The 11,671-nt window shown below is 64.2% G+C and carries 11 protein-coding genes; 5 read left to right on the top strand and 6 right to left on the bottom strand.

Annotated elements, in window-relative coordinates; translation table 11 throughout:
* Nucleotides 1–28: 28 nt before the first annotated feature.
* The 4 genes from DES45_RS25105 to DES45_RS24760 all read right to left on the bottom strand — a co-directional run bounded on the left by DES45_RS25105 (nucleotide 29) and on the right by DES45_RS24760 (nucleotide 2,419).
* Complete coding sequence (locus tag DES45_RS25105) at nucleotides 29–391, bottom strand: DUF1236 domain-containing protein (protein WP_170151442.1); 363 nt, start codon at nucleotides 389–391, stop codon at nucleotides 29–31.
* A gap of 89 nt (nucleotides 392–480) precedes the next feature.
* Nucleotides 481–1,242: an anti-sigma factor gene (locus DES45_RS25100; protein ID WP_170151441.1), complete on the bottom strand. Its 762-nt coding sequence runs from the start codon at nucleotides 1,240–1,242 to the stop codon at nucleotides 481–483.
* A 14-nt stretch (nucleotides 1,243–1,256) separates the two neighbouring features.
* Nucleotides 1,257–1,748, bottom strand: coding sequence for an RNA polymerase sigma factor (locus tag DES45_RS09530; protein WP_114769752.1), 492 nt, complete (start codon nucleotides 1,746–1,748; stop codon nucleotides 1,257–1,259).
* Between the two features lie 377 nt (nucleotides 1,749–2,125).
* Nucleotides 2,126–2,419, bottom strand: coding sequence for a hypothetical protein (locus tag DES45_RS24760; RefSeq protein WP_147282377.1), 294 nt, complete (start codon nucleotides 2,417–2,419; stop codon nucleotides 2,126–2,128).
* Between the two features lie 144 nt (nucleotides 2,420–2,563).
* On the opposite strand from DES45_RS24760, the gene DES45_RS25095 reads away from it, so the two are divergent.
* Nucleotides 2,564–4,189, top strand: coding sequence for a S8 family serine peptidase (locus DES45_RS25095; protein WP_170151440.1), 1,626 nt, complete (start codon nucleotides 2,564–2,566; stop codon nucleotides 4,187–4,189).
* A 50-nt stretch (nucleotides 4,190–4,239) separates the two neighbouring features.
* Here DES45_RS25095 and DES45_RS09510 read toward each other — a convergent pair whose 3' ends face one another.
* Nucleotides 4,240–4,797 carry a L,D-transpeptidase gene (locus tag DES45_RS09510; RefSeq protein WP_114769749.1) on the bottom strand — a complete coding sequence of 186 codons (558 nt, stop codon included), beginning with the start codon at nucleotides 4,795–4,797 and terminating at the stop codon, nucleotides 4,240–4,242.
* A gap of 340 nt (nucleotides 4,798–5,137) precedes the next feature.
* On the opposite strand from DES45_RS09510, the gene DES45_RS09505 reads away from it, so the two are divergent.
* On the top strand, nucleotides 5,138–6,154 hold the full coding sequence (locus DES45_RS09505; RefSeq protein WP_425374278.1) for an HAD family hydrolase: 1,017 nt from the start codon (nucleotides 5,138–5,140) through the stop codon (nucleotides 6,152–6,154).
* Between the two features lie 310 nt (nucleotides 6,155–6,464).
* Complete coding sequence (dapF, locus tag DES45_RS09500; RefSeq protein ID WP_245571653.1) at nucleotides 6,465–7,319, top strand: diaminopimelate epimerase; 855 nt, start codon at nucleotides 6,465–6,467, stop codon at nucleotides 7,317–7,319.
* 57 nt (nucleotides 7,320–7,376) lie between these two features.
* Here the strand turns inward: dapF and DES45_RS09495 are convergent, their stop codons facing one another.
* A complete protein-coding gene (locus DES45_RS09495; RefSeq protein ID WP_281024076.1) occupies nucleotides 7,377–8,321 on the bottom strand; it encodes a LysR family transcriptional regulator in 945 nt (314 codons plus the stop codon).
* 166 nt (nucleotides 8,322–8,487) lie between these two features.
* Between DES45_RS09495 and DES45_RS09490 the strand changes: the two genes are divergently transcribed.
* Both DES45_RS09490 and DES45_RS09485 read left to right on the top strand, forming a co-directional pair.
* Nucleotides 8,488–9,960, top strand: a complete 1,473-nt coding sequence (locus DES45_RS09490) for a M81 family metallopeptidase (RefSeq protein ID WP_114769745.1) — start codon at nucleotides 8,488–8,490, stop codon at nucleotides 9,958–9,960.
* A gap of 45 nt (nucleotides 9,961–10,005) precedes the next feature.
* Nucleotides 10,006–11,667, top strand: a complete 1,662-nt coding sequence (locus tag DES45_RS09485; protein ID WP_114769744.1) for an amidohydrolase — start codon at nucleotides 10,006–10,008, stop codon at nucleotides 11,665–11,667.
* The last annotated feature ends 4 nt before the right edge of the window (nucleotides 11,668–11,671 follow it).

Here is an 11,671-nt window from a genome sequence, read left to right as displayed (position 1 = left end):
GCCTTAGGTTTGCTCCGCACCACCATCGTTACCGGATGATGTAGACGATCTGCCGCGAAGCCGCGTCCACGATGGCTCTCTGTCCTTGAACGACGGCATAGCGGTAGGACTCATGCCTCGGTACGGAGTAGAGCACCGTTCCTTCAGGCAGGACCTCTCCGACCGCGAGTCGCACGTCGTCCTGATCGGTGAGCGGAGGATCCGACCAGGCCTGGGTGCCCGAGGTCGGGATATGGGACGCAATCTTTCTGACGGCAGAGACGGCTCCGCTGAGGGTGCCTGAGGACGCGCTCGCCACCTCGATTTTCGTCGGGCCCGGAGCCGTACCGGACAAGGTCGCCATCGCTCCGAGCGGGAATGCCGCAAAGGCCAGGATGTATAGTGTCCGCATGCGAGACCTCTTACGCCAGCCCATTGAAGAACGGATGACGGCCCGTCTTATTCCCGGATTTCGAACGAATTCCGAAATTTTCGCCCAGGCTAGGGTTCGGTCTTGCGCAACGCCTCGATTTCCGCCGCGTCCAGGAGCGGCTCGCCGGCGCCGGCACTCTGAAGATAGCTCTCCATCAGGTCCCCTCCGCCGCTCGGGACATAGGCTCCGGGACCCGTCGCCTCCGCCAAGGCAAAGGTGATCCTCCAGCCGCGGTTGCGGCATGCTACGGCGTCCGAGGTTCCCGATGAAGCCTGGAGCTTGAACTCACGGCACAGGGTTCCGTCGGCCGCGCGGAAGGTCGAAATCACCCGCACCCGGCCGAAGGGCAGATCCTGCTCCCGTCCCGAAGGACTGTCGCTCAGAATGCGGCTGACCTGCGGATCCTCAAGGAGGGCAATGGGACCGGCCGCTTGAGAGGGAAGGGGATTCTGACGCCCGGCGAGGTAGCTGACCGTCGCAATCGCCAGACCGGCGACACTCGCGGCCAGCGCCATTGCGAGCGGCGGCTTCCCCGCGAAGGTGGCCCTGCCCTTGGCCGGAGGCGTGGCCGGTTCCTGCTGATGGGCGGGCGGCTCGAAGCCGTCGATCCGGGCCTGGACCGCGGCCCGCAATGCCGCAGGAACATCAGCCGCTGTTTCCTCGGGAAAGGCCGATCGAACCAGCCGCCGGCTGCGCAGAAAGTCGGCGACGCGCCGGGCGATGGCCGGATCGTCGGCCATGGCCTGTTCCACCGAGGCTGCGACCAACTCTTCCAGCTCTCCGTCCGCGAAGGCCATGAGGATTTCGTCACTGAAATGAAGCTGTGCCATATGCCTCTCCGCCATCAGGCTGCAGCCGTCATTTCGACGAGCCGCTTGCGGGCCCGCGCGAGGCGGCTCATCACCGTGCCGATCGGAACCCCCAGAACCTCGGCCGCCTCCCGATAGGCGAGGTCCTCGACGCAGACGAGGAGCAGCACTTCCCGCTGTTCCGACGGCATCGCGTCGATGATCTGCTGAACCTCGGCCAGCAAAAGCTTGTTCAGAATGGGCTCTTCGCCCGCATCGCCGACGATATGCGTCTGCACCGTCACGTCCTCACTCATGCCCTCGGTCCTTGAGCGCCTTAGATGGTCGATCCAATGGTTGCGCAGGATGCGGAAGGCCCAGGCGTCGAAGCGGGTGCCCGGGGTGAAGCTTCCGGCATTCGCCAGCGCCCGTTCGCAGGCGCCCTGCACGAGATCGTCTGCGAGCGAAGGCGAGCGGCAGAGCACCAAGGCAAAGCGCCTCAGCCGTGGCAGAAGCGCCACAAGGTCCTGTCCAATGGCTGCCGGCATCGCTACTCCGCGTCGCCCTTTCCCGTACAAACGAGGCAGGGGGGTAATTTATTCCCGATGCTTTCGGCACCGGCATAGGTGCCGGATCGTTGATCGGCGTGAGCGCCCCGAACACAATCGAGCCTGCATTGTTTAAGATTCTGAGGATCGACTGAGTCGGAGCGACTACCCACGGGATCTGGTGTTGCTAGGTATCAAGGCAAGGAGCGTTTCGGGCCCTGAGCCGAGCGAGCCTATCAAGCCGAGCGGTTTCGCAGCGCCTCCGTACCGGGAATGAGCCACGAGGAACACGAATGGCACGTTGGTGTCGGTATCTCCTGATCACGACCGCAGGCCTGGCTGCCGCGGCGCCCGTTCAAGTGCAATTCGACCTGCGCTCAGGGACTGACCTGCAACTGATCGGCTCGAGCGCCCTGGCCGAGGCGGGGGACGGTGCCGGAAACGGCGGCGGGAATGGAAACGGTGGCGGGAATGGTAACGCCGGAAATGCCGGCGGGCACGGCAATGGCGGAAACTCCGGAAACGGCGCCGGGAACGGCAACGCTGGTAACGGCAACGGCGGCGGCAAGGGTGGCGGAAACGGCAATTCCGACGGGAACGGCAACGCCGGAGGCAATTCCGGCGCTGGAGCGGGCTCCGGGAATGGCAACGGCAACAGCAACGGTGGTCATGGCAATTCCGGGGCATCGGCGGGCGGCAGCCCTGGAGGCGGAAATTCCGGCAACGGCAATGCAGGTGGCAGCGCCGGCGGAAGAGGTGGAGGGGCCGGCAGCGGTGGAGCGGGCCCATCGGGAGGCAGCGGAGCCGGGCACGGCATGAGCGGCGGCCTCGCCTCGGACGGGAACCCGGCCGGGGGTGGTTCCAGCAGCCGAGGGGACGTGCCTGGTCGATCGGGCGACGCGCCGGGGCGCTCCCGCGCAGCGGCCGGAGAGGCAAACGGGAGAGGCGCCATCGCCAGAGGGCAGGATTCCTGGTTCGGATACAGCGCGCCGGCAGTCCCGCCCGGTCCGGCCCGGCCCACCAAACCGACGGTCGCCAACAGCCAGACGACAGCCGGCAAGACCGGAAAGGCATCTATTGCCGGCGGAAAAGCGCAATACGGCAAGGGTGCAGCAAGCCGTCCCGATAAGAGCTCGGGCTCGGCCGCGCGCGGCGGATCCAGCCCCGCCAACGGCTCGCGCGCCAGCGAGCCGGCTCAGTCGCCGCGGGCCGTGGGCTCTGCTTCCCCCGGCATGATGAACCCGGCCCAGCCGACGGGCTCAGCGTCCAAGCCACGGCAATCGTCAAACTCGATCATCGCCTCGGGGCTCTCGGACCAGGATTTGACGAAGCTGGCTGCTTCAGGGCTGAAATTGACCTCCCAGACGCGTGGCGTCATCGCGCCCCGGATCGTCCGGCTGCAACTGCCCAGCGGCATGACCGTCGCGCAGGCTCGACGTGCCGTCCAAAGGGTCAGCCGCGAAGCGTCGGCCGACATGGACACCTACTATTACACGGAAGGCGGGACGGATGACCGGGCTTCCGGATGCACCGATCCGGGCTGCGGCGCCTCGGTGCTGGTCGGCTGGACGCCACCTGAGGCGGAGCAATGCGGGTCTCCGGCGCTGATCGGCCTCATCGATACCGGCATCGATCTGGATCACGAGGCACTGAGAGGCCAGTCCATCGAGCTGTTGAAGCTCCCGAAGGAAACCGGAGGCAGCTCCTCCCTTGAGCATGGCACAGCCATCGCGGCGCTCCTCGTCGGGCGGCCGGGCAGCGACGCGCCGGGGCTGATCCCGCGGGCAAGGCTCGTTGCCGTTGATGCCTTCTCCAAGGGCAGCGGTACGGCGGACCGGGCCGACGTCCTGTCCCTCGTCGGCGCGCTGGAGGCGCTTGCCGACCGCGGCGTGAAGGTCGTCAACCTCAGCCTGTCGGGGCCGCCGAACGAGATCCTCAGAAAGGCCGTCGAAGCGGCCCAGGCGAGGGATATCGTCCTCGTTGCGGCGGTTGGCAACAACGGGGCGGCTGCCGAGCCGTCCTATCCGGCAGCTTATCCCGGAGTCGTTGCCGTGACGGCGGTGGATCGTCAGCTCAACGTCTACCGGCGCGCGACCCGGGGCTCCTACGTGGCCTTTTCGGCACCCGGCGTGGAGATCCGAACGGCTCAGTCCAACGGCGGAACGACAGCGAGGAGCGGGACCTCCTATGCCGTTCCCTTCGTATCGGCCGCCATGGCGATGGTCCGGGCTACGCAGCCTGAAGTGGGCATCGAGGGCTTGCAGAAGCAGGTGCAGGGCCATACGCGCGATCTTGGCCAGCCCGGGCGGGACGCAACGTTCGGCTATGGCCTTCTCCAGATGACGAACCTTTGCTCCGCACCGGAAGGGGAGCCGACGACTCCTGTGGCCAGTCGCGTGCCGACTGCGTCAGTCATGCAACAGGAAGACTCGGCGCCGTAATCGGCCCGTCGCCATAGCCTTGGTGGAGTCGAACGATCCTGAATACGATCCTACGGGCGTCTCCGAGCGGCAGGGGCGCCGGCCATGATTCCATCGGTGAGCGGGTCGAAGCTGGTCAGGTGACCATATTCGCCCACCGCCCCATTGCCGGCGCCGAACGCCGTGCCGATCGGGTCGACGCCAATCACCTCGATACGGGTGTTTTCGAGTCCTTCCGCCGAGACGAGATTGAAGAGAGCACTGGCATTCCTCGGGGCGAGCCGCACGCAGCCATGGGACGCTGGCGAGCCGAGGCGACCGACGGCTTGGCTTCCATGAATGGCATGACCTGCGTCCGTGAAGAAGATCGAGTGCGGCATGGGGGCGTTATCCCATTCCTTCGAATAGTGTTCTCTGGCCAGCCGGGAGGGCGTGAAGGATCCAGCCGGCGTGGCGTAACTCGTCATGCCGGTCGAGACGCGCCAGGAATAGCGTTCCGTGCCGTCGACCGAAACGGTCATGCGCTGGGTCGTCTTGTCGACCACGATGCGAACCTCGGCTGCCGTAGCGGGGAACACGCTGCTCGAGGCTGCGATGAGCAGAACCAAAAACGAGGACACTCTTCGCATCTGCCGTCTCCGCATTGACCGCCTCCCCGCGCTGCTCATCTTCTCGTCCGAAGCTTCGGGAGGATGACGGGGAAGAACGGCTAAGGTTCCATGCCTGGTCGACGGTTCGGGCCGCAATCCGGCGGGTGGCCGTGGGGTCGATATGAGTCAGTCCGTCATGGCGCGCGGCAATTCTCTTCCGAACGCGCTCGATCGGAGGGGGACTATCTGCTCGCGGCGGCCGGTCCGTTGACCGGGGTGCCGTGACGATGCAGCTTGTCAGAGTGTCTGCCTATGGCGTCGCAACCCCCGCAGGCAGCGATACTTCCTGATGGAGCCGTTTCACGAGGAGCGAAGCGCGATGCTGCACGCCATGGGTACGCCATCCAGACGCGGCTTTCTTGCTGCAATGATATTTCTATCTTCAAGCCTCTTTTCCGTCGGCGCATGGGCCCAGCCGGATCCATTGCCGTCCTGGAACGACGGCGCTGGCAAGACGTCGATCATCGCATTCGTCGAGAAGGTGACCCGGGAGGGAGGACCGGACTTCGTCCCCGTCGAGGAGCGAATCGCGACATTCGACAACGACGGCACGCTCTGGACGGAGCAGCCGATGTATGTGCAGGCGGCCTTCATCCTCGACCGGGCGAGGGAGATCGCCAAGGACAATCCAGACCTGCGCGAAAGGCAGCCCTACAAGGCAATTCTGGAGAGCGACAGGGCAGCGCTTGCGGCGCTCGGCGAGCAGGGACTCGCGGATCTCGTGGCGGCGACGCATAGCGGCATGATCACGACCGCGTTCGAAAAGACCGTCGCCAACTGGCTCGCCACGGCGCGGCATCCGCGCTTCGCCCGGCCCTACACGGAGCTGATCTACCAGCCGATGCTGGACCTGCTTGTCTATCTGCGGACTAACGGCTTCAAGACCTTCATCGTCTCCGGCGGCGGCGTCGAGTTCATGCGGCCATGGACGGAAAAAGCTTACGGCATTCCGCCCGAGCAGGTCGTGGGGTCGAGCGGGAAGACGTCGTACCGTCTCGACGGGGATACACCGATCATCGAGAAGCTGCCTACGGTGGAGTTCATCGATGACGGGCCGGGCAAGCCGCTCGGCATCAACCGCTTCATCGGCCGCCGTCCGGTCTTCGCCGCCGGCAATTCGGACGGCGACCTCCAGATGCTGCAATGGACGACGCTGAACACGGGGCCCCGCTTCGGCCTCATCGTCCACCACACGGATGCCGAGCGCGAATATGCCTATGACCGAACCTCCGAGGTGGGGCGGCTCGACAAGGCCCTCGACGAAGCCTCGAAGCGTGGGTGGCTCGTGGTCGACATGAAGAGGGATTGGAAGACGATCTATCCACCACGACGCTAGCGCCCATCGCTGCGTGATTTCTCATGCCTCGAAGCCTCTTGTCCGTACTGAGAGGAGAGGCGATGCAATTGAGGCATGACAGGCCATGATGGTGGGGCAGGGTGCCCAGGAGACCATGGGAGCTTCTCTCGCGTCACGAAGCTGCGCCAAATGTACGGCTGTCCTCGCCGCGAACTGCGCCTGCCGCCACTGGATGTGAGGAGCAACGCGCCAGCCTCTCGAAGGATGTCACCTTCGCTTGACGTGTCCGGGGACAGAAATCATTCTGAGGTCTCCGGCCATTTCGGCTCCTTTCTGTGTCGTGTTGATCTTGCCCGCCCTTCTCCCTAGCGGACGCCCGTTCCTGAAAATGCATGGCCTCGGCAACGATTTCGTCGTTGTCGACGGGCGTGCGGAGCCGTTTCGACCGACGCACGAGCAAATCCGTTGGATCTGCGATCGGCATATCGGCGTCGGCGGGGACCAGCTTCTGGTGATCGAGCCGCCGTCAGCGGCAGGGGCGGACGCCCGCATGCGGATCTACAACGTGGACGGCGCCGAGGCAGAGACCTGTCTGAATGCGACGCGCTGTGTTGCGTGGCTGCTCCTGCAGGAGAGCGGCGCGGGTCGGTTGCGCCTGGAGACCCTGGGAGGCCTGATCGACGCTGCACGTTTCGGCGAGCGTGACATTGCCTTAGGCCTGCCGGCTCCAAGATGGGACTGGCAGAGCATCCCTCTCGCGTCCGAGGCCGACACCCTTGCTCTCGATATGGCCTCAGGACCGCTCGTTCAGCCGACGGCTGTGAATGTCGGCAATCCGCACGTCGTCTGCTTCGTCGGAAACCGCGACGAGGTCGATGTGCCTCGCTGGGCTCCTGCGATTCAGAATCATCCTATGCTGTGGGAGGGCGCCAATGTGGGGGTTGCAGCGATGGCGGCTCCGGACCTGATCCGTCTGGTCGTCTGGGAGCGCCCGGGCATCCTGACCCGCGCCTGTGGCAGCGGAGCCTGCGCCGCCGTGCTCGCCGCCCGGCGCCGTGGGCTGACGCAGGAGAGCCTGGTCAAAGTCGATATGCCGGGAGGATGCCTGCGGGTCGAGGTTCATGGCGACGAGAGCGTCACTCTCATTGGACCAACTGCGGTTGCCTTCTCGGGCCGGCTTCCAGCCGACGTGAAGGCTGCATGAGGAGCCTTGACGTCGTCCGTGACGGGGGACACATGGGCAACTGATCTGCCCCTGCCGTCAGACGGCGTGGAGTATTGCTGCGGGGCCGTCGAGGCGCTGCTGAACCTGTCGCTGCATGTTAGCGACCGCTTCGATGCAGCTCTCGGCAAAGGCATCGAGAGCGCGTGGGGTGCGCGTGCTCTGGTTCTTGTGCAGCCGAACTGTATAGGGGATCGAGAAGGAGAGGCGGCGCATCTCCACGCCTTGATCCAGGCAGTGCAGCGCACTGATCGGGTTGATGATCGACACGCCGACGCCCAGCGATACCAGGGAGCAGACCGACGCCGCCGTAGCCACCTCCATCCTCAGCCGGCGCGTGACGCCATGCTCGCGGAAGACGTTGTCCAGCTTTCGCCGATACATGTCTTCGGCTGAGAAATAGATGAAGTCGACTCCTTCGAAGTCGGCTGGGGTAAGGACCTGCCTCCGGGTGAGCGGGTGACCCTTCGGCGCAATGCAAACCTGCTCGCCGGCGTGGATGCTCGTCGATGTCCATCCCGCGAAGCCGAGATCGGCCTCGATGATGCAGAGGTCGTAATGCTGTGCGGAGATCCCGTTCGCCAGGACCGAATTGCCGAGAGCGGAGATGCTCAGGCGAATGGAATCGTTGCTCCGGAGGAAGTCCCGGCACAGTGGCGGCAGAAGCGTCGTGCTGTAGGCCGGCATGCACACGATCTTGATATGGGAGGATGCGTTCGCGCGAATGGCTTCCGCCGTTCGGCCGATTTCCTCCAGCCCGATAAACGAGCGCCGAACCTCGCCGTGGAGGGAGATCGCAGCCTCCGTCGGAACGAGTGACCGGCCTTTCCGGGTGAAGAGCTGAAATCCGAGGGATTGCTCGAAGTCTTTGAGTTCCCGGCTGACGGTCGGCTGCGAAGTGCGAAGGGCCATGGCGGCCTGCGTCACGCTTCCGGACAGCATGACCGCATGAAAAATCTCGATATGTCGAGGAGATATTGTCACACTCTGTCAGGCCTCATATCAAAAATGAATGAATTGAGCAGAAGTTGATATTTGAAGAAATTTTTCGCCTTTGTCACCATCCGTCCGATTGGTCCTGTCAAACCCGTCAGAAGAGGTCGATAGGACATTGCCAGAGTTTGGGCTCGGGCCCAGGGAGTGGGGGGATATGGCGAAACGTGTTCTTGCGGCCGAGTTCATGCACGAGACGAACACGTTCAGTGTCCAGGCGACGGACGAGAACGCCTTCAGGAACAGCAGCTACTATCTCGACAACGATATTCCCGGCTCCTTCACCGGCACGCGCACCTCGATGGGCGCCGCGTTCGAGGCCGCGGAGAAATTCGGTTGGAGTCTCGTTCACCCGATCGTGACGTCGGCCAACCCGTCTGGCCGCGTGACGGATTCCTTTTTCGACGCGGTGTCCGAGCGGATCCTTCGGGCCTGCGATGGGGTGGACGGAATTCTCCTGCATCTGCACGGATCGATGTCGACGCAGTCGCACGACGACGGGGAGGGCGAGCTGCTGGCCCGCATCCGGGCGCGGGTCGGCGATGATGTTCCGATCATGGCGGTTCTCGACCTACATGCGACGCTGACGCAGAAAATGGCCGACAATGCCAATGCGCTCATCTCCTATCGAACCTATCCCCACGTCGATCAGTACGAGCGGACCTGGCAGGCCGCGGAGCTGCTCGAAAAGGCCATGGCGAGAGAAATCGCGCCGAAGGTCGCCGTGTCTCGCCGGCCGATCCTGTATGCCCTGGACGGCGGCCGTACGACCTCGCCTCCTATGATGGAGCTTCTGCGCCGAGCGGACCAGATCGAGGCGGATGGGCAGGCCCTTGTGGTCAGCATCCAGGCCGGCTTCTCTTCCGCCGACGTCCACGATATCGGTCCATCCATTGCGGTGACGGGCAACGACCCCGCTTCGGCGCAATCCATCGCCGACGCCTTGATGGACTATGTGTGGGACCAGCGCACGTTCTCCTCGATTCATTTCACGCCGTTGGACGAGGCCATCGCAAAGGCCAAGGCAGGCGAAGGAAAGTTCGACAAGCCGCTCATCATCGCAGATTACTCCGACAATCCCGGTTCGGGCGCCTACGGCGATGCAACGAAGCTCCTCAAGGCCGTGCTCGACGCGGATCTGCAGAACGTCGGCTTCCATGCCATCTGCGACCCTGAGGCGGCCCGGCAGGCCCAGGCCGCCGGAGTCGGCAACAGCGTCACGCTCAAGCTCGGCGGGAAGGTCGACCCTTCCATGGGCGGCGGCCCGCTTGAGATCACGGCTCATGTGGCGGCGCTGACGGATGGAAACCTCATTGCCTATGGTCCGATGGGAGGCGGCGCCCGTCGCAACTACGGTCTGAGCGCATTGCTGCGTGTCGGCGGCGTCGAGATCATCGTGATCAGTTATAACGGCCAAGCGACGGATCTTGGACAGTTCACGTCGCTCGGGGTCGATCCGACCCGCAAGTCGACCATCATCGTCAAATCGATGCAGCACTTCCGTGCGGCGTTCGAGCCGATTGCCCGGGAGGTGCTCGAAGTCGACACCGGCGCATTGTCGACGCGCAACTTCATGGAACGGCCATACAAGAATATCCGCAGGCCGATCTGGCCTCTCGATGCCCTATGATCCTCCCCAACACCGCCTTTCCGCATTTCATGAGCGGATGGGCCGATGTTCGAGAGCGCACCCAAGGAGAAAGCTGTCGTGTTGCCTAAAGCAGATGTTGTTTTGCAGAACGGTCCAATCTGGTGTGGACGAGAGGAGGGCATAGCGGAGGCCCTTGCGATCTGGCAGGGTCGTGTCCTGGCTGTCGGACGTCGCGACGAGATCGCATCGCTCATCGGGCCGGGGACGCGCGTGATCGACCTCGATGGTCGCCTGGCGACGCCGGGGCTCAACGATTCACATCTGCATCTTGTTTCCCTCGGTCTGACGATGGATTGGGTCGATGCGACGCCTTCGGCAGCGCCGACCCTCGATGCGCTTCTCTCCGGGATCAGGGCGCGCGCCGCCAAAACGCGTCCGGGCGAGTGGATCCTTGCGCGCGGCTACGACCAGACCAAGCTCGACGTCAAACGCCATCCGCACCGCACGGAGCTCGATGAGGCTGCGCCCGACAACCCCGTCATGGTGGTGCGCACCTGCGGCCACGTGTCGATCTGCAACTCACGTGCTCTAGAGCTCGCGGGGATCGACGAAAGCACCATTGCACCCTCCGGCGGGCTGATCGAGCAGAGCAATGGCAGTCTCACCGGCCTGCTTGCCGAAAACGCCCGAGGACCTGTCTGGGCCGTCATCCCTTCTCCGACCGAGGACGATCTTGTCGCCGCCATCGAGCGCGGCGGCCGGTACCTCCTGTCATACGGTATCACGAGCTGCATGGATGCCGCCGTCGGCCAGCGGGGCGGCTTTATGGAGATCTCAGCCTATCACCGCGCCAAGCGGGAGGGACGGCTGCCCGTCAGAACCTGGCTGACCCTGCTGGGCGATCCCGATCGCACCATTGTGCCCCAGTGCTACGAGGCCGGCCTGATTTCCGGCACAGGCGACGACATGCTGATGATCGGCGCGGTCAAATACTTCCTCGACGGTTCGGCGGGCGGCCGCACGGCATGGATGTCGAAGCCCTATCTCGGGGAGGATCAGACCACGGGCGTCAAGATTCTGGCCGATGACGAGCTCAACGAGCTGGTCATGGACGCTCACGCCAAGGGGTATCAACTTGCCTGCCATGCGATCGGCGATGCGGCGATCGAGCAGCTCATCACCGCCTACGAGCGCGCCCTTGCGGCAATTCCGGATCCCGACCGGCGTCACCGCATCGAGCATTCCGGCTTCTCGACCCCGGAACAGCACCAGCGCATGCTCAAAGCCGGCATCTATCCCTGCCCGCAGCAGGTCTTCATCTACGATTTCGGCGACGCCTACGTTTCGGTGCTCGGCGAGGAACGAGCGCTGAGCAGCTATCCGTTCCGGACCTGGCTCGATCTGGGCCTGAAGCCCGCCACGGGAAGCGACGCGCCCGTCTGCGATCCCAACCCGTTCCCGAACTTCTACACCATGGTCACGCGCAAGACCTGGAAGGGGACGGTCATGGATGCGCGCGAATGCGTGACGATCGAGGAGGCGCTCCAGGCCTACACGGAATACGGCGCGTTTTCGCAGAAGCTGGAGAACACGAAGGGGCGTCTTGTCGAGGGTCAGATTGCCGACGTCGCCGTATTCTCGCGCAATCTCCTGACCGCCACACCCGAGGACATCCTTGACAACACATACTGCGATCTTACGATCCGAGGAGGTGCGATTGTTCATGATCGTCTTGGCGTGACTTAAACAA

Origin of the sequence: Microvirga subterranea, from assembly GCF_003350535.1 — a bacterium.
Lineage (GTDB): Bacteria > Pseudomonadota > Alphaproteobacteria > Rhizobiales > Beijerinckiaceae > Microvirga > Microvirga subterranea.
Note: the sequence above shows the minus strand (reverse complement) of the source record. Positions and strands in the feature narration are given on the sequence as shown.

Bases quoted from the DNA above. Each gene is read 5' to 3' on its own strand.
- DES45_RS25105 (WP_170151442.1), bottom strand. From the start codon at position 391: ATGCGGACACTATACATCCTGGCCTTTGCGGCATTCCCGCTCGGAGCG.
- DES45_RS25100 (WP_170151441.1), bottom strand. From the start codon at position 1,242: ATGGCACAGCTTCATTTCAGTGACGAAATCCTCATGGCCTTCGCGGAC.
- DES45_RS09530 (WP_114769752.1), bottom strand. From the start codon at position 1,748: ATGCCGGCAGCCATTGGACAGGACCTTGTGGCGCTTCTGCCACGGCTG.
- DES45_RS24760 (WP_147282377.1), bottom strand. From the start codon at position 2,419: ATGACCACCGTTGCTGTTGCCGTTGCCATTCCCGGAGCCCGCTCCAGC.
- DES45_RS25095 (WP_170151440.1), top strand. From the start codon at position 2,564: ATGAGCGGCGGCCTCGCCTCGGACGGGAACCCGGCCGGGGGTGGTTCC.
- DES45_RS09510 (WP_114769749.1), bottom strand. From the start codon at position 4,797: ATGCGAAGAGTGTCCTCGTTTTTGGTTCTGCTCATCGCAGCCTCGAGC.
- DES45_RS09505 (WP_425374278.1), top strand. From the start codon at position 5,138: ATGCTGCACGCCATGGGTACGCCATCCAGACGCGGCTTTCTTGCTGCA.
- DES45_RS09490 (WP_114769745.1), top strand. From the start codon at position 8,488: ATGGCGAAACGTGTTCTTGCGGCCGAGTTCATGCACGAGACGAACACG.
- DES45_RS09485 (WP_114769744.1), top strand. From the start codon at position 10,006: ATGTTCGAGAGCGCACCCAAGGAGAAAGCTGTCGTGTTGCCTAAAGCA.